Origin of the sequence: Umezawaea beigongshangensis (assembly GCF_016464305.1) — a bacterium.
GTDB lineage: Bacteria > Actinomycetota > Actinomycetes > Mycobacteriales > Pseudonocardiaceae > Umezawaea_A > Umezawaea_A beigongshangensis.
Genome location: NZ_JAEIOJ010000009.1, coordinates 311,288 through 332,466 on the forward strand (window position 1 = coordinate 311,288; position 21,179 = coordinate 332,466).

21 protein-coding genes are annotated in these 21,179 nt (G+C 73.6%); 12 read left to right on the plus strand and 9 right to left on the minus strand.

Annotated features, from left to right (window positions below; genetic code table 11):
• Positions 1-2 precede the first annotated feature (2 nt).
• From IMZ35_RS22670 to IMZ35_RS22690, 5 genes are read right to left on the minus strand one after another with little or no spacing between them, the layout of a single operon-like run.
• A complete protein-coding gene (locus IMZ35_RS22670) occupies positions 3-1,016 on the minus strand; it encodes an alcohol dehydrogenase catalytic domain-containing protein (protein ID WP_199443156.1) in 1,014 nt (337 codons plus the stop codon).
• A 3-nt stretch (positions 1,017-1,019) separates the two neighbouring features.
• Complete coding sequence (locus IMZ35_RS22675; protein ID WP_199443157.1) at positions 1,020-2,288, minus strand: aspartate aminotransferase family protein; 1,269 nt, start codon at positions 2,286-2,288, stop codon at positions 1,020-1,022.
• A complete protein-coding gene (locus IMZ35_RS22680; protein ID WP_199443158.1) occupies positions 2,288-3,715 on the minus strand; it encodes a trehalose-6-phosphate synthase in 1,428 nt (475 codons plus the stop codon). The genes IMZ35_RS22675 and IMZ35_RS22680 overlap by 1 nt, the downstream gene beginning before the upstream one ends.
• A gap of 24 nt (positions 3,716-3,739) precedes the next feature.
• Positions 3,740-4,648 carry an SDR family oxidoreductase gene (locus tag IMZ35_RS22685; RefSeq protein WP_199443159.1) on the minus strand — a complete coding sequence of 303 codons (909 nt, stop codon included), beginning with the start codon at positions 4,646-4,648 and terminating at the stop codon, positions 3,740-3,742.
• A complete protein-coding gene (locus IMZ35_RS22690) occupies positions 4,645-5,820 on the minus strand; it encodes an MFS transporter (protein WP_199443160.1) in 1,176 nt (391 codons plus the stop codon). Before IMZ35_RS22690 ends, IMZ35_RS22685 begins: the two co-directional genes overlap by 4 nt.
• Positions 5,821-5,938: 118 nt before the next feature.
• Here IMZ35_RS22690 and aroB point away from each other — a divergent pair, with 118 nt between their 5' ends.
• From aroB to IMZ35_RS22715, 5 genes are all read left to right on the plus strand, one after another.
• On the plus strand, positions 5,939-7,096 hold the full coding sequence (gene aroB / locus IMZ35_RS22695; protein ID WP_199443161.1) for a 3-dehydroquinate synthase: 1,158 nt from the start codon (positions 5,939-5,941) through the stop codon (positions 7,094-7,096).
• Positions 7,093-9,045 carry a TIM barrel protein gene (locus IMZ35_RS22700; protein WP_199443162.1) on the plus strand — a complete coding sequence of 651 codons (1,953 nt, stop codon included), beginning with the start codon at positions 7,093-7,095 and terminating at the stop codon, positions 9,043-9,045. Before aroB ends, IMZ35_RS22700 begins: the two co-directional genes overlap by 4 nt.
• A 4-nt stretch (positions 9,046-9,049) precedes the next feature.
• The gene (locus IMZ35_RS22705) at positions 9,050-10,147 is read left to right on the plus strand and encodes a sugar phosphate nucleotidyltransferase (protein ID WP_199443163.1); all 1,098 of its coding nucleotides are present in this window, start codon (positions 9,050-9,052) and stop codon (positions 10,145-10,147) included.
• 163 nt (positions 10,148-10,310) lie between these two features.
• Positions 10,311-10,484: a hypothetical protein gene (locus IMZ35_RS22710; RefSeq protein ID WP_199443164.1), complete on the plus strand. Its 174-nt coding sequence runs from the start codon at positions 10,311-10,313 to the stop codon at positions 10,482-10,484.
• On the plus strand, positions 10,481-11,440 hold the full coding sequence (locus IMZ35_RS22715) for a sensor histidine kinase (RefSeq protein WP_199443165.1): 960 nt from the start codon (positions 10,481-10,483) through the stop codon (positions 11,438-11,440). Before IMZ35_RS22710 ends, IMZ35_RS22715 begins: the two co-directional genes overlap by 4 nt.
• A gap of 159 nt (positions 11,441-11,599) precedes the next feature.
• Here the strand turns inward: IMZ35_RS22715 and IMZ35_RS22720 are convergent, their stop codons facing one another.
• Entirely contained in the window at positions 11,600-12,079 is a 480-nt protein-coding gene (locus tag IMZ35_RS22720) for a MarR family winged helix-turn-helix transcriptional regulator (RefSeq protein WP_199443166.1), read from the minus strand.
• A 98-nt stretch (positions 12,080-12,177) separates the two neighbouring features.
• On the opposite strand from IMZ35_RS22720, the gene IMZ35_RS22725 reads away from it, so the two are divergent.
• Both IMZ35_RS22725 and IMZ35_RS22730 read left to right on the plus strand, forming a co-directional pair.
• Positions 12,178-13,080, plus strand: coding sequence for an NAD-dependent epimerase/dehydratase family protein (locus IMZ35_RS22725; RefSeq protein WP_199443167.1), 903 nt, complete (start codon positions 12,178-12,180; stop codon positions 13,078-13,080).
• Positions 13,081-13,540: 460 nt separating this feature from the next.
• Positions 13,541-13,927, plus strand: a complete 387-nt coding sequence (locus tag IMZ35_RS22730) for a hypothetical protein (protein WP_199443168.1) — start codon at positions 13,541-13,543, stop codon at positions 13,925-13,927.
• A 282-nt stretch (positions 13,928-14,209) separates the two neighbouring features.
• Here IMZ35_RS22730 and IMZ35_RS22735 read toward each other — a convergent pair whose 3' ends face one another.
• A complete protein-coding gene (locus IMZ35_RS22735; protein ID WP_199443169.1) occupies positions 14,210-14,383 on the minus strand; it encodes a CsbD family protein in 174 nt (57 codons plus the stop codon).
• A 515-nt stretch (positions 14,384-14,898) separates the two neighbouring features.
• Here IMZ35_RS22735 and IMZ35_RS31895 point away from each other — a divergent pair.
• Both IMZ35_RS31895 and IMZ35_RS22745 read left to right on the plus strand, forming a co-directional pair.
• On the plus strand, positions 14,899-15,408 hold the full coding sequence (locus IMZ35_RS31895; protein WP_199443170.1) for an SsgA family sporulation/cell division regulator: 510 nt from the start codon (positions 14,899-14,901) through the stop codon (positions 15,406-15,408).
• A gap of 116 nt (positions 15,409-15,524) precedes the next feature.
• On the plus strand, positions 15,525-16,010 hold the full coding sequence (locus tag IMZ35_RS22745) for a DUF3455 domain-containing protein (RefSeq protein WP_199443171.1): 486 nt from the start codon (positions 15,525-15,527) through the stop codon (positions 16,008-16,010).
• A 173-nt stretch (positions 16,011-16,183) separates the two neighbouring features.
• On the opposite strand, the gene IMZ35_RS22750 is transcribed toward IMZ35_RS22745, so the two are convergent.
• The gene (locus tag IMZ35_RS22750; protein WP_199443172.1) at positions 16,184-16,762 is read right to left on the minus strand and encodes a TetR/AcrR family transcriptional regulator; all 579 of its coding nucleotides are present in this window, start codon (positions 16,760-16,762) and stop codon (positions 16,184-16,186) included.
• Positions 16,763-16,835: 73 nt separating this feature from the next.
• Between IMZ35_RS22750 and IMZ35_RS22755 the strand changes: the two genes are divergently transcribed.
• Complete coding sequence (locus IMZ35_RS22755) at positions 16,836-18,149, plus strand: alpha-amylase family glycosyl hydrolase (RefSeq protein WP_199443173.1); 1,314 nt, start codon at positions 16,836-16,838, stop codon at positions 18,147-18,149.
• On the opposite strand, the gene IMZ35_RS22760 is transcribed toward IMZ35_RS22755, so the two are convergent.
• The gene (locus tag IMZ35_RS22760; RefSeq protein ID WP_199443174.1) at positions 18,133-18,711 is read right to left on the minus strand and encodes a hypothetical protein; all 579 of its coding nucleotides are present in this window, start codon (positions 18,709-18,711) and stop codon (positions 18,133-18,135) included. The two genes, IMZ35_RS22755 and IMZ35_RS22760, sit on opposite strands and share 17 nt — an antisense overlap.
• A gap of 30 nt (positions 18,712-18,741) precedes the next feature.
• On the opposite strand from IMZ35_RS22760, the gene IMZ35_RS22765 reads away from it, so the two are divergent.
• Positions 18,742-19,422: a response regulator transcription factor gene (locus tag IMZ35_RS22765; protein ID WP_199443175.1), complete on the plus strand. Its 681-nt coding sequence runs from the start codon at positions 18,742-18,744 to the stop codon at positions 19,420-19,422.
• Complete coding sequence (locus tag IMZ35_RS22770) at positions 19,419-20,702, plus strand: HAMP domain-containing sensor histidine kinase (protein ID WP_199443176.1); 1,284 nt, start codon at positions 19,419-19,421, stop codon at positions 20,700-20,702. Before IMZ35_RS22765 ends, IMZ35_RS22770 begins: the two co-directional genes overlap by 4 nt.
• The last annotated feature ends 477 nt before the right edge of the window (positions 20,703-21,179 follow it).

The window sequence follows — 21,179 nt, forward strand, 5'->3', positions numbered from 1 at the left end:
CGTCACGGGCGCACGAGCACCTTGCCGAGCTGGCGGGTGGTGGTGATCGAGCGGAGCACGCCGGGCAGTTCCGCCAGGTCCACCACCCCCGTCACCAGGCGCTCCACCCCTGGTCCTCGGCCGTTCGCGAGCGTCGTGAGCGCCAGGCGGAAGTCCGCGGTGCTGGTGCCGTAGCTGCCGCCCACGACGACGGGCTGGCCGTGCCACAGCGCGGTCGCCGACCGCTCGCCGCGGCGCACGGCGTCCAGGTCGCAGTCCAGGCCGTCGAGCCGGTCGCCCGCCCTCGTCCCGCCGTAGAGCATGACCAGCCCGCCCGGCCGCACCAGGCGCAGCGCCCGCTCCAGCACGTCGGGGAAGACGAAGCTGGTCGCCACCACCACGACGTCCTGGCTGCCGTCCGGAGCGGGGCGGTCCACCTCGTCGCGCAGCACACCGCGCTCGCGCAGGAAGTCGAGCCGGTCCGCCTCGCGGTTGCGCAGCGACACCACCGCGCCGCCGGCCGCGGCCAGCCCGGCGATGAGGACGCCCGCCGTGCCCGCGCCCAGCACGCACACCGCGCGCCCGCGCACCTCCTCGCCCCGGTGGCGCACGGCCATCGTGAGGCAGTGCGCCGCGCACGCGGCGGGTTCGGCGAACACCAGGCGCTGCGCGCTGCCCCCGGACGGGGCGACGGGCAGCGCGGTGGCGACGTCGTCCTCGGCACCGGTCACCCACATCCAGCGGGCGAAGCCGGTGCCGCGCCGCACGGGGACGTTCGGGTCCAGGCACACCCGCTCCCCCACCGGCAGCCGGCCGGTGGTGCTGCGCACGACGCGGCCGACCAGTTCGTGCCCGAACTGGCTCGGCCCGCCGCGCACGCCGGACAGCTCCTTGAGGTCGGAGCGGCACACCCCCATCAGCTCGGTGCGCACGAGCACGGCGTGCGGACCGCCCGGCGGCGCGGCCACCGGCTCGTGCGACAGGACGGGGCCCGTCGCGGTGAGTTCGACGCTGAGCTGCTCGATCGGCTCCTCCACCGGCTACAGCGCCTGGAGCGCGTCGCCGAACCGGTCGGCGATCAGGTGCGCGTCGGCGGGCGTCAGCACCAGCGGCGGCCGCAGTTCGATCACGTTGCCCTCTCCGTGCTCGGACACCCTGGTGATGACGCCGCGGTCGGCCAGCGCCGTGCTCAGCGCCGCGGCCAGCCGCGGCGAGCGCGACCCGTCCGGTTCGGCCAGCTCCACGCCGAGCATCAGCCCCACGCCGCGGACCTCGTCCAGGCAGGGGTGGTCGGCGCGCAGCGCGGTCAGCCGGTCGAGCAGCACGGCGCCGGTGGCGCGCACGTTCGCCAGGAACTCCGGCTGCCGCACGATCTCCAGGGTGACCGCGGCCGCCGCCGCGGACAGGGTGTGACTCCCGTAGGTGAAGCCGTGCATCGAGCGCGGCATCCCCACCAGGTCCTCGCGGGTGAGGATCGCGGCCAGCGGCAGTCCGCTGCCGGTGAGCCCCTTGGAGATCGTCATGATGTCCGGTGTGACGCCGAAGTGGTCGGCGGCGAACAGCTGACCGGTGCGGCCCAGCCCGGTCTGGTTCTCGTCGAAGATCAGCACGATCCCGCGGTCCCGGCAGAACCGCTGGAGCGTCGGCAGGTAGTCCGGTGGCGGGACCACGTTGCCACCCACCCCGCTGATCGGCTCGACGATCATCGCCGCGACGCTGCCGGAGGAGGCGTAGGTGATGAAGTCCTCGATCCGGTCCACGCACCACATGCCGCAGCTGTCGGGGGTCTGCCGGTAGAAGCAGCGGTGGCAGTACGGCTCGGGCACGTGCACCGCGCCGGGCAGCCGGTTCGGGAACGGCGCCCGCATCCGCGACGTGCCGTTGTAGCTGGTCGCGGCGATGCTCTGCCCGACGTGACCGCGGAACGGCACGATCACGTCGCGCGCGCCGGTGTGCCACTGGGCGATCTTGATGGCCCCCTCGTTGGCCGTGGAGCCACCGGAACTGCGCAGGTTCACCCTCGTCAGCCCGGCGGGACTCAGCTCCACCAGCTGCCGCATCACCTCGTTGGTGGGCCCGGTCTGGAACGACGAGCTGGCGAACACCAGGTCGTCCACCTGTCCCTTGACCGCGGCGACGACGGCGGGGTGGTTGTGGCCCAGCACGAGGTTGAAGGTGCCGGACACGCAGTCGAGGTACTCGCGGCCGGTGGAGTCCCACACGCGCACGCCCTCGCCGCGCACCAGCAGCGCGTCGCCCAGCTCGTAGTAGGCGTGGTCCTCGGGGTTCAGGCCGGTGAGCGGGTCCATCAGCGCAGTCCCAGGCTGGTGAGCTGGTCGTCGACCCAGCGCTCCAGCGTCCACGGCTGCGCGGTCTCCCGGCGCAGCCTCGCCGCGCGCGCCCGCTCCTCCGGCGGCGCGAGCAGCCCGGCGGCGATGGCCTCGGCCTGTTCGGCGACGTCCTGGGGGTTCACCGTCCGGCACACCGGGGCGAGGATCTCCGCCGCACCGGCCATCTCCGACAGGACCACGTCGGCGTCGCGCTCGTTGACCAGCGGCGCCTCGAACACGCTGAGGTTCTGACCGTCCACCGTGGAGTTGAAGATCAGCAGGTCCGCCCGCTCGAACGCGCCGAAGCTGTGGTTGACGTCGTTGTCGCAGTGCACCCGCACGGTGTCGGCGCCGAGGACGGCGTTGGCCTCCTCGACGGCCTCCTCCACCCGGCGCACGTAGTCGGCGTTGGCCTCCACGTACAGCCGGTTGGGGTTCATCCGCACCAGCATCCTCGTGCCGCGCAGCTCCGGGTTCTGCTGCACGGCGAGCATGAACGCGCGCACGGCCCGCCAGCCGTTCTTGATCGGGTCCGTCCGTCCGGAGTGGACGACCAGGCGCTCGTCCCCGGCCCACTCGGCGATTCCGCCGGGCAGCGCGGAGTTCCTGCGCCGCAGCGTCTCCGGGCTGTAGCCCAGCGGCTGGGTGCGGACGCGGGCCACCCGGCCGCGCCAGGTGACCGTGCCGGCCGCGTGGTCGACCTCCGCGTCGGGCAGCAGGTCGGCGACGCAGGCCAGGAAGTTCCTCGACCAGCGCTCGGTGAAGAAGCCGATCACGTCCGCGGCGAGCATCCCCTCCAGCACTCCGGTGCGGATCTCGCGGGGCAGGATGCGCCAGTAGTCCGCCGAGGGCCACGGGATGTGCACGAACAACAGGATCGGCGCGTCCGGGCGGTGCGCCCTGATCTTCGCCGGGACGCACACGAGCTGGTAGTCGTGCACGAGGTAGACGGGTTCGGGGTCGTCGGCCGAGCGCAGCAGCATCTCGTTCGCGAAGTCGTCGGTGAACTCGCCGAACAGCCGCCAGGCGCGGCGGGTCTCCTCGCCGAACGACGGCGTCGTCCAGCGGTCCCAGCCGTAGTTGTTCCCGGCCCACATCAGCTCGGCGGTGAAGAAGTCCTGCACGACGCGGAAGGTCACGCGGTCGTGGCGCAGGTGGTGCACGCGCACCTCCCGGCCCGACGGCAGCTCGGTGACCATCCCGTCGGGGTTCTGCTCGGCCGCGCGGTGGTCGTCGTCGGTGTCGGCGCTGACGATCCAGGACACGTCGAGGTAGCCGGCCTGCTCGGCGACCACGTTGCCGGTGCCGCCGGGGGCGAGCCACCCGCGCAGTTCGCCGGTGTCGGCATCGGGGGCGTAGGTGACGACGGCTCGCTTGCTGGCCAGGAACAGGTGCTTGTTCGTCAACGTTCCTCCACTGCTCGATCTGCGTCAGGTCGGTCGGTCCGTGTCGGCCGCCGCGATCGCCGACAGCCTCAGCGCGCTCTCGTCCACCCCCGCCGGTTCCAGGCCGGTGAGCTCCGGCAGTTCCGCAGCCCGTTCGCTGTGCAGGCAGGCGTTGACCGGCCGGCACGCGTAGGCGCTGCGCTCCCTGGGCACCGCGCGCACGCCCGTGTCGTCCAGGTCGAGCGCAGCGGCGATGCGCCGCGCCCAGGCGTGGCGGCTCAGCCGCTCCGGGCCGCCCAGGTGCAGCAGGCCGGTGCGACCGGCCAGCAGCAGGGCGACCGACCACGCGGCCACGTCGTCCACCAGGACGGGGGTGTTCCAGTGGTCGTCGGGCACCTCCAGCTCCCGCCCGGCGCGCAGCGCGCGGGCGCAGGTGGTGAAGAAGTTGGGGCGGATGCCGTCGGGGTCCCAGCCGTAGACCAGGCTCACCCGCAGCGCGAGCGCCGTGCCGGTGTCCAGCAGGGTCCGCTCGGCGGCGAGCTTCGCCGCGCCGTAGGCGTTGGCGGGGTTCACCGCGTCGGACTCGGCGCTGCTGGTGCGCTCGCCGTCGAAGACGTTGTCGGTGGAGATCAGCAGCACCGGGCGGCCGTCGGCCGCGGCGGCCAGGTTCCGCGCCCCGGCGCCGTGCGCGGCCATCGCCTCGTCCGGGTTCTGCTCGCACCAGGTGATGTCCGACGGTCCGTGCACCACGACCAGCGCGTCCGGCGCGACGTCCCGCACGATCTCCCGGCACGCCAGCGGCGAGCGCACGTCCAGCTCGCGCCAGTCGAGCCCGCTGGCGGACGCCGCCCCGGGGCGGCGGCGCGAGGACAGCACGGCCTGCCCGCCGAGCGCGCGCACCCGGCCGCCGATCGTGCCGCCCAGGTAGCCGCTGCCGACGACCAGCGCCCTCACCGGGCCACCACCGCCGGGGCGGGCGCGGGGATCAGCGCGGCGGACACGGCCACCAGCACACCGCCCGCGGCGACGACGCCGAGCGCCGTGCTCAGACCCCAGCCGCCCGCCATCGCCCCGACGACCGGCGGACTGACCAGGAAACCGAGGTAGGAGATCGTGGTGACGGTCGCGATCACGTTCGGGCGGTGCTCGTCGTCCGCGCTGCGGCCCGCCAGTCCGAGCAGGGTCGGCACGGCGGGCGCGAGGCCGACACCGGCGACGGCGAACCCGGCGAGCGCGAGGGCGGCGGGCAGGTCGGCCGCGGCGGTGAGGACGGCCAGCGCGAGCCCGGCCGTGCCGAAGCCGCTGCCGAACAGCACGAGCGTCAGGCCGGAGTACCGCTCGCCGCGCCACTGCGCGAGCAGGCGCCCGAGGAACAGGCCGATCATGTAGCTCGCCGGGGCCGCGCTGCCCAGCAGCGGCCCGGCGCCGAGCCCCTGCTCCAGGTGGATCGCGCCCCACTGCTCGACGGCGTTCTCCATGAACAGCACGACCGCCGCGATCAGCCCGAATCCGATCAGCACCGGCGTCAGCGTGCGGCGCGGGCCGGGGGCGGTCTCCTCGTGGGGGGCGCGCCAGCCGGAGCGGTCCACGGCGAGCAGTGCGCTGAGCGCGACGGCGACGGCGACGACCAGCAGCACCTGCCACGGACTCGCGCCCGCCTGCCGGGCGAGGCCGACGGTCGGCGCGGCGAGCACCATCGCCAGCGGGGTGGCGGCGTGGACCTTGTTGAACAGCCGGGTGCCGTCGCGCGCCTCGTGGGCCGCGGTGGTGGCGTTGAGGGCGACCTCGATGGCTCCGGACGTCGCCCCGACCAGGGCCAGGGCGGCGGCGAAGGCCCAGGGCGAGCGCGCCAGGCCGGGCAGCAGGCAGGCCACGGCGAAGACCGCGAGCACCACCGGCAGCGTGCGCGACCGCAGGCGTCTGGCCAGCGGCCCGGTGAGCACCATCGCGGGCAGCGCACCGAGCGGGATGCCGAACAGGGCGAGCCCGAACTCGGTGTCCGTGGCTCCGATCTGGTCCTTCACGTCGGGAAGCAGGGCGGCCCAGCCGCCCCAGAACAACCCCCAGCTGCTCGCTGCGGCGATCAGACCCGTGGACCCCGGACGTCGTACGGCGGCCTCCTGCACGCGCTGCCCTCCCTGACAAAAGCGACCACTGTCCGTCAACAACTTGTCAACAGGAAGTTACTCTGGCACGTTCGAGTTGCCAACATTCCCTTTTCGGGTGACCCCCGAGAGGAGAACCATGGAGAGTCGTGCCCATCTGATCAGCGACGAGATCCCCCTTCCGGTGGAACAAGCCGTCCTCCAGGTCGACGTCACGAGGGAGGACTCCTACCGCATCCACGTCGTAGCGGACGTGCCCGACGCGATCGAGGCGCTCGTCGCCGAGCTCGACGGCCGCCGCGCCGCGGTGATCACCGAGAACGTCGTGGCGGACCTGCACGCGGACCGGATCGTCTCGGCACTGGCCGAGCGCGACCTGCTCATCGGCACCACGTCGATGCAGGCCGGCGAGAAGAGCAAGTCCCTCACCACCGCGTTCGAACTCATCGACTGGCTGGCGGAGGTCGGGTTCGCCCGGCGCGACGTCGTGGTGGCCCTGGGCGGCGGGGTGGTCGTGGACACCGTCGGCTGGGTCGCCAGCGCCTACATGCGCGGCGTGCCCTACGTCAACGTCCCCACCACGCTGCTCGCGCAGGTCGACGCCGGGATCGGCGGCAAGGTCGCCGTGGACCACGCCGAGGCCAAGAACCTCGTGGGCGCCTTCTACCAGCCGCGCGCGGTGATCTCCTGCCTCGCCTACCTGCGGACGCTGGACGGGCGGCAGGTCCGCGCCGGGCTCGCCGAGGTGGTCAAGAAGGCGGTGATCGCCTCCCCCGCCCTCTTCGACTTCATCGAGCAGCACGTCGACGACCTGGTCGCGTGCGCCTCGCCCGCCGTGGACGTGCTGGTGCACGCGGCCGGGGCGATCAAGACCGAGCTCGTCGGCCGCGACCCCTACGAGGTCGACCTGCGCAGACCGCTGAACTTCGGCCACACCGTCGGGCACGCCGTGGAGACCGTGACCGGCTACGGACCCGTGCTGCACGGCGAGGCGGTGGCCTTCGGCATGGCCGTCGCGGTCGACGTCGCCAGGGCCAGGGGGCTGGTCGTGCCCTCCGTGGCCGACCGGGTGACGGCGCTGATCCGCCAGCTGGGCCTGCCCGTCGCGCTGTCGGAACTGGGCGCGCAACCGGCGGTCGACGACGTGCTCGGCGCGCTGACGAAGATCCGGCAGATCCGCGACGGCAGCCTCCGCTTCGTGCTCCCGATGGCGCTCGGCACGACGGTGATCGCCGAGGACGTCACCGAGGACGAGGTGAGGCGGGCGCTGCTGCGCGACCGCGGGGACGTGCGGTGAGCCGGCTGTGGACGGTGGACGCCGGTGGCAGCACCACGACGGTCACCGGCCCCGCCGGACGGCGCGCCCACGGCTCGGTCAACCCCGCGTCCGCGGGTGCGGACGCGGCGGACGCGACCCTGCGCACCGTGCTGGGCGACCTCGCCGCCGCGCTGGCCGGGTCGCCGGGGCACGGGTGGGTCGCGACGGCCGCGCTCGACCCGCTCGACCCGGAGCCCGAACTGCGCCGGTTGCGCCGCGCGGCCCTGGAGGCCGGGCTGACCGGACGGGTGGTGGTGTCCAACGACGCCGTGCCCTGGCTGCTGGCGCCCCCGCTGCACGGGCGGGGCGTGGCCGTGGTGTGCGGGACGGGGTCGGGGTTCCTGGCCGGGGGCGGGGAGAACCCGCCGGTCCGCGTCGGCGGGTGCGAGTACCTCGGCAGCGACGAGGGCAGCGCGTTCGACCTGGGACTGGCCGGACTGCGCGCCGCCGTGCGCGCGGTCGACGGCCGGGGGCCCGAGACGGCGCTGACCGGGCTGCTGCGGCCCGATCCGGCCGCGGTCGCCAGGGACCTCGCCGCGCGGGCGTTCCCCAAGGCGGCCGTCGCCGCGCTCGCGCCGCTGGTGTGCCGGGCGTGGCTCGACGGCGACGCGGTGGCGGCGAGCCTGGTGGCCGGGGCGGTGGGCGAACTCGTCCTGGGGATCGACGCGGCCGCGCGCGGCGCCGGACTCACCGGGCGCTGGGCGGTCGCCGCCGGTGGCGGGGTGTTCACCGGCTGCCCCGAGCTGCTGGCGGAGCTGGAACGCGCGCTGCTGGCCGAACTGCTGGTCAGCGAGGTCGTCGCGGTGACGGACCCGAACTCCGCCGTGCGTGCCGCGCTGGAGTCCTGCGTGGAGGGCGACGTGCTCGCGCTCCCTCCCGCGGTGGCCGGGCACTGCGCGTGGACGCTCGACCTCGTCCCGCGCGTCGTGGTCCCGGCGCCGCGCCCCGCCTCCACCGACGCCCCGGTCGCGCTGGGCCTGTGCCTGGCCGCGTGGGGCGGCGCCGGGCTCCCCGCCGCCGTCGACGCCGCGCGCGCGATCGGCGTGGACGGCGTCGACCTGCCCACCGACACCACCTCGCACCTGCTCGACGCCGACCGCTGGAGCACCGACGCCGGCTACCGGGCCGACCTGCGCGCCGTGCTGCGGGACGTGACGGTCACCTGCGTGAGCAACAGCCGCGACACGCAACTGCTGCTCGGCCCGCACGGTCCGCACACCGATCCGGTCCTGTCCGGCACCCCGGCGGAGAAGCGGGCGCACGCGCTGCGGCACGCGGAGCACGCCGTGCGCGTCGCCGCCGACCTCGGCGTCCCGCAGGTGCGGCTGATGTTCGGCGTGCCCGACCTGTCGCGCTGGTTGTCCTGGTGGCACAGCGACGTCAGCTGGGCCGACAACGTCGACGCCTGGTGCGAGGCCGCGGCGCCCGTGCTGCGACTGGCCGCGGAGCACGGGGTGGAGGTGCTGGTGGAACCCCACCCCAAGCAGGTCGCCCACGACCCGGAGAGCACCCGCGCGCTGCTCGACGCCGCGGCGGTCGCGGTGCCCGAGGCGACCGTGCGGGTGTGCCTGGACGTCGCCAACGTCGCGGCCACCGGGCACGACCCGGTCGAGGCCGTGCGCGGCTGGGGCCACCGGTTGGGTGCCACCCACGCGAAGGACCTCCAAAGGTGGAACCGCGCCAGCCCTCCCCCGGGGGCGGGCTGGTCGCGCTACGGTCCAGGTCCGCCCGTTCGCTTCCGCGCGCTCGGCGGTGGTGACCTGCCGTGGCCGGGCATCGTGGCCGCGCTGCTCGACGAGGGATTCTGCGGCATGATCTACGTCGAGCACGAGGACGCTCTGCTGCCGCGGCAGCAGAGCGCCGCGAACTCGGCACGACTGCTCCGCGCACTGCTTCCCGACCGCACACCGCAGGGAAGGACCTGGTGATCCGATGCACGAGGTGAGGGCCGCGCTGCTGGCCGGTGGACTCGGCGAGCGCATGGGGCGGCTGACCGATCGGACGTGCAAACCGCTCGTGCCCTACGCGGCGTCGTGCCGGCTGGTCGACTTCAGCGTCGCCAACGCCGTGCGCTCGGGCATCCCCGAACTCGTGCTGATGTCGCTGCACCGCGAGCGGGACCTGATCGACCACCTGCTGCGGCACTGGGACGGCGCCGGCATCCGCGTCCACTTCGGACCGCACGACGATCTCGTGCGCGGGGGCGAGTCGATCGGCGACCTGCCGGAACGTCCGCCGGAGCGCGGCACGGCCGACGCGCTGCTGGCCAACGCCGAGTACCTGTTCGCCCCCGGCGCGCGGGACCTGCTGGTGCAGCACGCCGACCACGTCTACTCCTACGACTACGGCGCGATGCTCGCCGCGCACCGCGACAGCGGAGCCGACGCGACGATCGGCGTGCAGCGCATCGAGCGGCGCTACGTGCGCCTCTTCGGCATGGTCGAGGTGGACGACGAGCTGGTGGTGCGGCGGCTGGTGGAGAAGCCGGACGAGCCGACGTCGGACCTGGTCTTCACCGCGTTCTGCCTGTTCCGGATCGACGCGCTGACCGAGGTGCTGGGCGAGCTGAGCGCGCTGGGCGAGGACGGGTGGCAGCACGACATCAGCCGCGACGTGCTGCCCGCGATGATCGCCTCGGGACGGCGCGTGCTGGCGCACCCCGTTCCCGGCTACTGGGCGGACATCGGCACGGTGGAGCGCTACCACGCCGAGCAGCTCAAACTGCTGGACCACCCGCACCCGCTGCCGCTGCGCAGCTTGCCCAGGACGCTGACCGGTGTTCCCCCGGTGTACTCCCCCACGGAGGACAGCCTGCTGAGCACGGCCGTCCCGCGGGGCACGGAGGTGCGGTCCAGCGTGCTGTACGCGGGCTGCACGATCGAACCCGGCGCGCTGGTGCACCGCTCGATCGTGCTGCCGGGTGCGGTGATCGCGGCCGGGGTCGAGGCCCGCGACACCGTGGTGACCGCCGGGGAGCGGCTGACCGAGTCGCGCAGCGGAGTGGCCGAACTGGAACCGTCCCACCGCTGAGCACCGGCGTCCCCGCACGACGAGTTCCCCTCCCGTCCGGGTGAGCTTCCGAGCCAGGAGGCCACCCGAACGGGAGGTGCACCCCCGCCGACCTGGCACGACGTCCGGCAGGGCGGTCCTCGCCGCACGCGCGCGCGTCCTGCTCGTGTCGTAGCCTGGCGTCATGCACTCGGCAGCCGTGGTGGACAGCGCGCGGAGCGCCGGTCCGGACGAACACCCGCGCCGGCGCCACGCGCACCTCGTCGCCCGGCGCAGGACGCGCCGTCCGTTCCCGGCGGTGTCCGCCCACGGCCGCGACGACACCGGGGACGGCCCGCGAGCGGAGCGAGTCGCGTGAGCGCGCCCGCCGGCACCCGCCACCGCGGCTACGACCACGCCGCCTTCTACTACAGCTCCCACGAGGAACTGCTGTCCGTCGCGACCCCGTTCCTGCTGGACGGGGTGAACGCCGGTGAGCCGACCGTGGTGTCCCTCGCACGGGACAAGGCCGATCTGCTGCGCGCAGTGCTCCCGGACTCGCCGCACCTCGCGTTCCTCGGCACCGACGGCCTCTACGCCCGCCCCGCCACCGCGATCAGGACCTACCGCGAGCTGATGGCGGAGTTCGTGGCCGGTGGCGCGCGGCAGATCCGCATCGTCGGAGAGGTCCCCCCGTCGGGGTTGCACGACACGTGGGACTGGTGGGCGCGGTACGAGTCGGCGGTGAACCACGCCTACGACGACTTCCCGCTGCGCAGCATGTGCGGTTACGACACGCGCGTCACGCCGCGGCACGTGCTCGACGACGTCGCGCGGACGCATCCCTTCGTCGTCTCCGCCGAGGGCTGGCTCCCGGCCCGCGAGCGCTACGTCGACCCCCCCGTCTTCCTCACCGCGGCACGGCCGGTGGCCGACCACCCGATCCAGCGCACGCCCGCGCTGGTCGACCTGGTCGATCCGTCCCCGGTGGCCGCTCGCCGGGCCGTCACCGAGGCCGATCGGTCCGGCCTCCCCGGAACCGAGATCGGCAACCTGGTGCTGTCGGTGAGCGAGGTCGTGACCAACGCGCTGCGGCACGGACGCGGGCCGGTCCGCTTCCGGGTCTGGTCCGCGCCCGGACAGCTCGTCGCCACCGTCCACGACCGCGGCACCGGACCCGCCGACCCCTTCGCCGGTCTGCTGCCCGCGTCGAACAGCCCCAGCGGCGGGTTCGGCCTGTGGCTCGCGCACCAGCTGTGCAGTCACGTCACCCTCGACCGCGGTGCGGACGGCTTCACCGTCCGGCTGACGGCCGGAGATCCCCGCCGGTCCTAGAACCGACCGGCCGCGGACCTCCACCCGGTGTCCGAGCGGTCGGCGACCGCTCGGACACACCGCTTCGACGCCGCAGGACCGGTCCAGCCGTCCTCCCAGCCGCGCGAGGCGGTCCGGAACAGGATCGTCGAGGCCGACGCGCGCCGAACCCGGCCGGGTTCAGCGCCCGCTCGGGCGCTCCGCGGCACCGACGAGGGTCGCGGTGATGCGGCGCAGGGCGTCGGCCAGGACGGGGATCGCCTCGGCGGGGACGTGGTCCAGCACGCGGCGGTGCGCGCTGGTGAGGTGCTGGGGCTCGGCGGCGCGCATCCGCGCGAGTCCCTCGCCGGTCAGGACGGCGACGTTGCCCCGCGCGTCGGACCGGTCGCGCTCCTTGTCGACCAGGGAACGCGCGCGCAGACCGTTGACGACCCTGGTCATCCGGCTCGCCGTCAGTCCCGTCGCGGTGGCGAGCTCGGCCATGCGCATCCGCTGGCGCGGGGCCTCGGACAGGACCAGGAGGACGGCGAAGTCCGTCATGGTCACGCCCGCGGTCTTCGTCATGTCGTCCTCCAGCACGCGGGGCAGGGCGTGCACGAGCCGGCCCAGTTCTCGCCAGAGCTGCTGTTCGTGCGCGGTGAGCGCCTCGACGTCTGCCATGCCCACACCCTTCCTCATCTTTCTTGCCCAGGCAAGCAAGATGGTGTAGTACTTGCCCAAGCAAGTTCTGTCTCGCAGCACCACCCCTGGAGCCCCCCGTGAAGATCCTCGTCACCGGCGCGACCGGCTACACCGGTTCGCGCACCGCCGCCGCTCTGCGCCGTGCTGGTCACACCGTTCTGGGCCTGACCCGCGACGCCCTGAGCCCGCGCGCCCGCGCCCTGGCCGCGCACGAGGTCCAGCCGGTCACCGGCGAGCTCGCCGATCCCGGCAGCTACCGGCACCACCTCGACGACGTGGACGCCGTCGTGCACGCCGTCCTCGACCTGAACGACCCCGTCGGCAGCGACCAGAAGCTGTTCGCCGAACTGCTCGCCGCGCAGGAGCGGACCGGGCGCGGCCGTCACCTCGTCTACACGACCGGGATCTCCAGCTACGGACGGACCGGCGTGTCACCGATGGACGAGGACACCCCCGGCGATCCCGCCTCCCCCCTGCACTTCCGCATGGTGCTGGAGGCCGAGCTCGCCGCGACCGGCCTGCCGCACACCGTGATCCGCCCCGGCTTCGTCTACGGCGGCGAGGCCAGCACCTCGATGACCGCGCAGTGGTTCGCCGCCGGCGCCGCCGGGCGCGTCACCTTCTACGGCGACCGCGCGAAGCGCTGGACGTGGGTGCACGTCGACGACCTCGCCGCCTCCTACGTCGCCGTCCTCGCGCGCACCGACGTGGCCGCCGGCCGGGTCTTCGTCGTCGGTGACGACCAGCAGCCGACCGCCCTGGAGGTGTGCACGGCCTGCGCTCGTGCCGCCGGGCACACCGGCGAGATCACCTTCGAGCCGGCCGAGGCGGGCGGGATGCTCCAGACCGCGGCCGACCAGGACGAACTCGTGATCAGCGCCAGGACCCGCACGCTGCTCGACTGGACGCCCCGCCACTCCGGCGTCCTCGCCGACCCCGCCGCGCTGCACCGGGCGTGGCCGGCCGCACGGGCCGCGTGATCGCCCGCGCGGACCGCGCGACGGACAGGAGGCCGATCTCCAGCGCCGTCCCGACGCCGAGGTCGCCCCACCCCCGCACAGCGCCCAGAACAGGTCCGGATCTGCCCGTGCGGTCACGTGCCGGTGCTCGGGTGCCGCCGACGACCCCGACGTGCGGTGCCGGACCGTGCGGTGCCGGAGCGTGCGGGGGGGGGCGGCCTCGACCACGCGCGGACCGTGCCGCGCACCCCCGACCCCGGCGGCGTCGAGATCCGGCACCGGCGGTCGTTTCCCGCAATCACCTGCACCATTGCCGGGGCAATACACACGATGGTGTTACCAGGTGGCTTCCAGATCTTGTGCCGTGTACGTTCGTGACACGGCAGTCCAATTCGTTTCAATCACAGCGGTCTCCTCATGGTTGAGCTTGTATTGATGATTGCCGCCCACTCGCCAAACGTGACTCATCAAGGGGTTATCTGTGTTCAAGAAGCTTGGTGCCATTGTGGCGGCGACTGCTGCTGGCACCGTGATGCTCGGTGGCATGGCTTCGGCTACCGAAGGCTGCCACGACGTCTGTGACGACGGTCACCACGTCGGCAGTCAGGACAGCGTCGACAACAGCGACCACGCGCAGGTCGGCCTGGTGAACCTGAACAACACCGACATCCTGCACAACGTCAACGCGGTCATCGGCATCTGCGACAACAACATCAACGTCCTGGGTGTCCAGGTGCCGGTGGAGGACGTCCTCAACGGCGTCAACCTGCCGGTGCTCTCCCCCGGCGAGAACGAGGCCGAGGGCAACGCCGGGGAGCTGTGCGCCACCGGTGGCGTGCTCGACGGTGGTTCGGGCCAGAGCAGCTGACTCGGTCGGGTGAACAGCTGACCAGTGCGGGTGATATTTCGACGCGGGACTTCAGAACTCCGTCCAGTGTTCTGCTCGTGATGAATCCGATCCGGCGCTGACCGTCTCTTCACCCGGCAGCGGGAGAACAGCACAGTGAGAGAACAGTGGGGCGGGACCCGAATTCGGGTCCCGCCCCACTGTCGCGCGTTCAGGGTCGATTTCCTCAGCGCAGTCGCGCGAGCGGTCCCGAACACCGCGGTGGCCGGACGACACGACGTCGTCCGGCCACCGCGCACGCCATCACTTCTTGAAGGCGTCCTTGACCTTCTCGGCCGCCTGCTTCACGTTGCCCTTGACCTGGTCGCCCTTGCCCTCGGCCTCCAGGTCCGGGTCGTCCGTGGCACGGCCGGTGGTCTCCTTGGCCTTGCCCTTGAGCTCGTCGGCCTTCGCGTCGAACTTGTCGTCGATACCCATGTGCCCGTCCTTCCTCGAGATGAACGCCACGACAACCACGTTCCGCTCGCGGTGCGGAGGGTTCGCCCCTCCCCCACCGCGCGATCTCGTGGGCGGCTCGTTCTCACAGCGATCAGCGAATGCCCCGCAGCCACCCGGTCGAAACATGCCCCCGGTAGACATCACCGAGCGTCACTCCGGTGGCCGCCGGTCCGTCGTGGGGTGGACCACGGACGGACCAGCGGACCGGACGGCCGCGAACGCGTCGATTCCGGTGAGTCCGGCCGACAGCGTGCGGCCGTGTCACCGTGCCGCCGTGCCACCGGGGTGCACCGGTCACGGCCGCGCGCGTCGAGGTGGTCGGCGACGGCGGCCGACCGGGAGCGGCACTTCGCCGCCGGTGATCCACGCCCGCCCCGGTCGTGACCGCCTGAGCTGGTGCGACGCACGATGAACCGTTCGCGTCCCGCAGCCGTTGTGCGAGGTGGAGGGGCCCCGCCGGGGACTCGGTCTGCTCGACGACGAGGAGGACGGCCGTGTACGACCTCGACGTGTACGACCAGCACCAGGGGGACGAGCGGCACTGGATCATCAGGTCCGGCGCCGCAGGACGCCACACCGTCGACGGCGGGACCACCGACAGCACGCTCACGATCCGGGTGACCGACCTGGACGGGAAGCCGGCCGAGAGCACCCGCACGGGCTTCCTCGTCGCCCTGGGCTGGAGCTCCGACGACCCGTTCACCACCACCATGCAGATCCACGACGAGTCGTCGGACTCCGCGTCGACCTGGATGTTCGCCCGTGAACTGCTGCTGCACGGCGGCGGTGTCGGCGACGTGCGCATCGAGCACGGCGAGGCCACGACGATCACCCTGGACACCCCCACCGGCCACGCCGAGATCAGCGTGCCGCGGCACTGGGCGCTGGCCGTCGCCGACCTCACCCAGCAGGTGATCCCGCTGGGCGAGGAACCGAGCCTGACGGACCTCAGCGACGCGCAGTGGCACGCCCAGATGCCCTGGTTGTCCGAAAACTCCTTCTGAGGCCAGAAGGACCGCGCCACCGGTCAGTTCGAGCAATCCCTGAACCGCGTGCGCTCCCCCGCCGTATCCGGTCACGAAGACCACAGCGGACTCGACGCACAGGGGAAGACGACACCATGACCGTTCTGCGCACGACGGCACTCGCACTCGGCGTTCTGGCCCTCACGAGCACCACCGCCGGGAACGCCGCGGCGGCGTCCCCCCTGGACGTTCCGGCGGGCAACCAGGTCCTCACCTCGTTGCGCGGCACCGGTGTGCAGGTCTACCGCTGCACCTCCGGGGCCTGGACCTTCGTCGAGCCCGCCGCGATCCTCACCGACCGCGGCCGCACCGTCGGCCTGCACTCCCGCGGCCCGAGGTGGGCCTCGCTGCGCGACGGCAGCACGGTCTCCGCGACAGCCGTCGCGAACGTACCCCGCACCGGCGCCGTTCCCGAACTGCTCCTGAAGGCCACCGGCACCGAGGGCGGTGGCGTGTTCGGCCGGGTGACGTTCGTCCAGCGCCTGGCCACCCGCGGCGGTCTGGCGCCGACCGGCGCCTGCGCCGAGGGCGCCAGCACCGCGGTGCCCTACGTGGCCGACTACGTGTTCTACGGTGCTTGACGGCCGCTCCTGCGGAGACGGCGGTTCGGGTGCTCTGATCCGATCGCACCCTCGCGCTGAACCCGCTTCGCCGCACATCGCCCACCCCCGGCGCGGTTTCCCGCTCGGGCACCGCGAGCGGCCCCTTCGAGCGCCGCGGGGTGGGCTCGTGGACGTCGCGGGGCGGGCCCCGGTCAGCGGTCCAGGTCGTGCAGGGAGCCTCGCAGCGCTCCTGCTGCCAGGGCCGCCAGCGTTGCCGGCTCCAGCTCGGCCGGGTGCTCCAGCCAGCGCACCGTGATCGCGTCCACGTAGGACAGGTAGCCGTGCAGCGCCATGTCCAGTCCCGGTGTCCGCTCGCGGTTCAGCGATCTCGCCAGGCGGTCCGCCACGGCCGTTCTCGCCTCGTCCAGCAAGGTGGCCACCTCGGGGAACGTGCGCTCGTGCTCTCCTCTGACCAGCGCCAGGTAGGCACAGCGGTGCTCGGCGGCGTACCCGAGGTGCACCAGGACGCTCGCGATCAGCTGCTCCTGGCCCGGCGGGCCGGGTAGCGCGTCGTGTCTCGCCAGCAGTTCCGCCACGCCCGCGCGCAGGCACTGCACGTACAGCTCGCGCTTGCCGCCGAAGTGGAACGCGATGAGCGCGGTGGACGCCCCCGCCTCCGCCGCCACGTCCTCCAGCCGCACCAGGTGGTAGGGCTTCCCGGCGAACGCGCGGTGAGCGGCGTCCAGCAGCTCGGCACGCCGCCGCTCGGGACTCAGCCTGCGACGCGACACGGTCGTCACCGTAACCCGCTTGCTGAACCGCGGTCCAGTAACGTCCTCGCCGAACAGCGAATCGGGAGGCACGGTGTCCGACTGGACGAGGCACGTCATCTGGTGGCACGTCTACCCGCTGGGCTTCACCGGCGCGGAACCCACCGCCGCAGCGGCCCCGCCCCGGCCGGTTTCCCGCCTGCGAGCCCTCGAACCCTGGCTGGACTACCTGCTCGACCTCGGCTGCAACGGGCTCGCGCTGGGCCCGGTCTTCGCCTCGCGCTCCCACGGCTACGACACGACGGACCACTTCCGCGTCGACCCGCGCCTGGGCACCGAGGACGACCTGCGCTGGCTGTTCGACACGTGCCGCGCGCGGGGCGTGCACGTCCTGCTCGACGGGGTCTTCAACCACGTCGGCCGCGACTTCCCGCAGTTCCGCGACGTGCTGGAGCACGGTCCGTCCTCGCGCTGCGCCAACTGGTTCGACCTGGACCCGAGCGCGGGCGGACCGGACGGGTTCGGCTACCGCGACTTCGAGGGGCACCACGAACTCGTCGCGCTGAACCACGGCGAGCCGGAGGTGCTCGACCACATCACCTCGGTGATGAACCACTGGCTCGACGCGGGGGCGAGCGGGTGGCGCCTGGACGCCGCCTACGCCGTCCCCCCGCCCGCGCTGCGGGCGGTCGCCGACGCGGTGCACGCCGCGCACCCGGACGCGTGGCTGGTCGGCGAGGTCATCCACGGCGACTACCCGTCGTTCGTGGCCGAGGGCGGCCTGGACTCGGTGACGCAGTACGAACTGTGGAAGGCGGTCTGGAGCGCGCTGAACGACCGCAACCTCTTCGAGCTGGGCTGGGCGCTGGAGCGGCACGACGCGCTGCTGACGGACTTCGCGCCGCTGACGTTCGTCGGCAACCACGACGTGACCCGGCTGGCGAGCAGGCTCAGCGAGCCGGACCTCGTCGGGCACGCGCTGGCGGTGCTGTTCGGCGTCGGCGGTGTGCCCAGCGTCTACTACGGCGACGAGCAGGCGTTCCGCGGCGTGAAGGAGGACCGCGCCGGGGGCGACGACGCGGTGCGTCCGGCGTTCCCCGCGACCCCGGACGAGCTGGCGCCGCACGGCCGGCCGGTCTTCCAGACGCACCAGGAGCTGATCGGCGTGCGGCGGCGCAACTCCTGGCTCGCTCGCGCGCGCACCACCGTGGACCACCTGACCAACGAGCAGATCGCGTTCACCAGCCGCGGCGGCGAGGGCGAGGACGTGACGGTGCTGCTCAACATCGCCGAGCAGGAGCAGCGCTTCCCCGGCGCGGGTGGCGAGGTGCTGGCCGCGAGCCGTCCCTCCGGTGATCCGCTGCTGGTGCCCGCGCGGTCGTGGAGGGTGCTCAGGGCTCCTCGATGAGCTTCCACTGCGGTCCGTCGGCCCAGAACGCCTCCAGGCGCGACAGCCGCTCCGGCGACCGGAAGTTCACGACCAGCGGCCCGCCGGGCTGCTCGACCGCCACCGAGAAGCCCGAGCGCGGGGTCGCCGAGATGGCCTCGGTGGTCTGCGGGGTGAACCGCACCGCCACGTCGCCGCCGCGCAGCGCGAAGCTGCGGATGTAGACCGGCCCGCCGTCCTCCTGCACCCACGTGCCCTCGTCGGTCGCGGCGTCCGTGCTCGCCGCGACGAGCGGCGTCGTGGTGGTCCTCGCGGGCGGGGTGGTCGTGCTGCTGCTGGTCTCCGGGGTCGTGGACGGCGCGGACGAGGTCGTGGACGGGATCTCGACGTCGGTGGTGGGCGGCGGCGGCGGTGGTGTCGCCGGAGGCGGGGCGGCCGACGCCTGCTGGCTCATCTCGACGACCAGCTCGGGCCGGGTCGGGGCGCCCGCGTCGAGCACGGAGCGCACTCCGAGCCAGGACACCCCGACGGCGGCGGCGGTGCACAGCACCCACGCCGTCACGTACCTGACGCTCTGACCCATTCGGGTAATCCTGCCAGTAACCTCCCGCCCATGCCCTCGGTGCTTCTGGTGGAGGACGACGACGTGGTGCGCGCGGCGGTCACCCGTGCCCTGACCGATCTCGGTCACGAGGTGCTGGCCGTCGGCACCGCGATCGACGCGCTGCGGGAGATCCCCGGCGGCCGGTTCGACGCGGTGGTGCTCGACCTCGGACTGCCCGATCTCGACGGTGGTGACGCGCTGCGGATGATGCGCGGCCTGTGCGACGTGCCCGTGGTCGTGGCCACGGCGCGCGACGACGAGGCCGAGATCGTCCGGCTGCTCAACGCGGGCGCCGACGACTACCTGGTCAAGCCGTTCTCCAGCGAGCACCTCGCCGCGCGCCTGTCGGCCGTGCTGCGCCGGGCCCGTCCCGGTGAGACGCGGGAACCGCTGCGCGTGGGCGGGCTCGCGGTGGACGTGGAGCGGCGGCGGGCGACCCTGGACGGGTGTCCGTTGTCGCTGACCCACAAGGAGTTCGAGCTGCTGGCCCACCTCGCCGCCCGGCCGGGTCAGGTCGTGCAGCGCGCCGAACTGCTGGAGAGCGTGTGGCAGCTGCCGAGGGGCCAGGACGACCAGACGCTGGACGTGCACCTGTCCTGGCTGCGGCGCAAGCTCGGTGAGCGCGCCGCGCAACCCCGCTACCTGCACACCGTGCGCGGTGTGGGCGTCAAGCTGGTCTCGCCCCGGTGAGGCGGTCGCTCGCGATCGTGGCGCTGGCCGTCACGTCGATGGTGGCGCTCGCGTTCCTCGTCCCGCTCGCGATGGTGGTGCAGCAGCTCGCCGAGGACCGCGCGCTCGTGGAGGCGGAGCGGCAGGCGTCGGCGCTGACCCCGGTGCTCGCGATCACCGACGACACCGCTCAGCTGCGCCGGGCGCTGGCGAGCACGCAGTTCGGCACCGACGTGCGGCTGGCGGTGCACGTGCCGAACCGGGAGCCGCTGGGCACGACGCACGTGTCCGAAGGCCAGCTCGCCACGGTCGTCTCCGAGTCGCGGGCGGTCACCCTGGACACCGGTGACGGCCGGGTGTACTTGCAACCGATCGCCCTGGCGCCGGGCCGCACGGCCGTGGTGGAGGCGTACGTGGCCGAGCGGGAGCTGTCGCGCGGAGTGGTCCAGGCGTGGCTGGCGCTCAGCGGCGTGGCGGTGTGCCTGGTGCTGGGGTCGGTGCTCGTGGCGGACCGGCTCGGCGCGCGGGTGGTGCGCTCGGCGAGCGACCTGGCCGGTGGCGCGGCGGCGATGGGCCGCGGCGACCTCTCCGCGCGGGTGCCCGTGTCGGGTCCCGCGGAGCTGGCCGCGGCGGGCCGGGCGTTCAACGGCATGGCGGAGCGGGTGGCGCAGCTGCTGGCCGCGGAGCGGGAGCTGGTGGCCGACCTGTCGCACCGGTTGCGCACGCCGCTGACGGCGCTGCGGCTGGACGCCGAGACGCTGGGCTCCGACAGCGGCGCGGGCCGCATCCGGCAGGCCGTGCGGGCGCTGGAGCGCGAGGTCGACGAGATCATCCGGACCGCGCGGCGGGGCCTGCCCGAGGAGGGGCGGGAGACGTGCGACGCGACGGAGGTCGTGCGGGACCGCCTGGTCTTCTGGTCCGCGCTGGCCGACGACCAGGACCGCACGTGGAGCCTGCGCGGCGCCCACCGCCCGGCCCCGGTGCCGCTGGGGCGGGCCGAGCTGACCGCGGCGCTGGACGCGCTGCTGGGCAACGTCTTCCGCTACACGCCCGAGGGCACGCGCTTCGCCGTGTCGCTGTTCCACCAGGCGGAGCGGGTCACGATCGTCGTGGAGGACGCGGGTCCCGGCATCGCGGACAGGGGAAGCGCCCTGCAACGCGGTTCTTCGGGGGCCGGTTCGACCGGACTGGGCATGGACATCGCCCGCCGGGCGGCGGAGTCGACCGGCGGCGGACTGCACGTGGACCGCGGCCCGCTGGGCGGAGCGCGGGTCCAGCTCCGTCTCGGCCGCTCCGTCTGAATTCGCCGTCACGAATTCACGAGCGGTGTGGCGAGAAGTGTTCGGCGGGCTCGGCCCTCGTCGCGGCCGGCCGGTGACGGCGGCGTCCGCCCGGAATGCGACGCCCCGACCGGGAGTCTCGCCGTTCCGTCCCGTTCCGCCGCGATTCCGCTGTTCGACCGCACCCGGTCCACCGGGCGGCCCGATCCGCGCCGGGTCGGGCGGTCGGTTGCCGGAACAGCTCGGCCGGGGTCCCGGTGTTGATCGCACGCACGGCGATGCGGTCGCGGTCGATCGGCAGCTCCTGGAATTCCCGGTGGACGTCGGGAACGGCGTCGATGAGCGACCGAGGCGGCCCGCGGCCTTCGACGCCGACGCGGCGCTCCGGGAGGCGGTGAAGACCGGTGGCGGGGGGGGGGGGGGGGCGCGCCGCCCCCCCCCCGCGGGGGGCCCCCGTGGGCGGGCGGGGCGGGGGAGCCGGGCCGGCGCGGGGCCGGC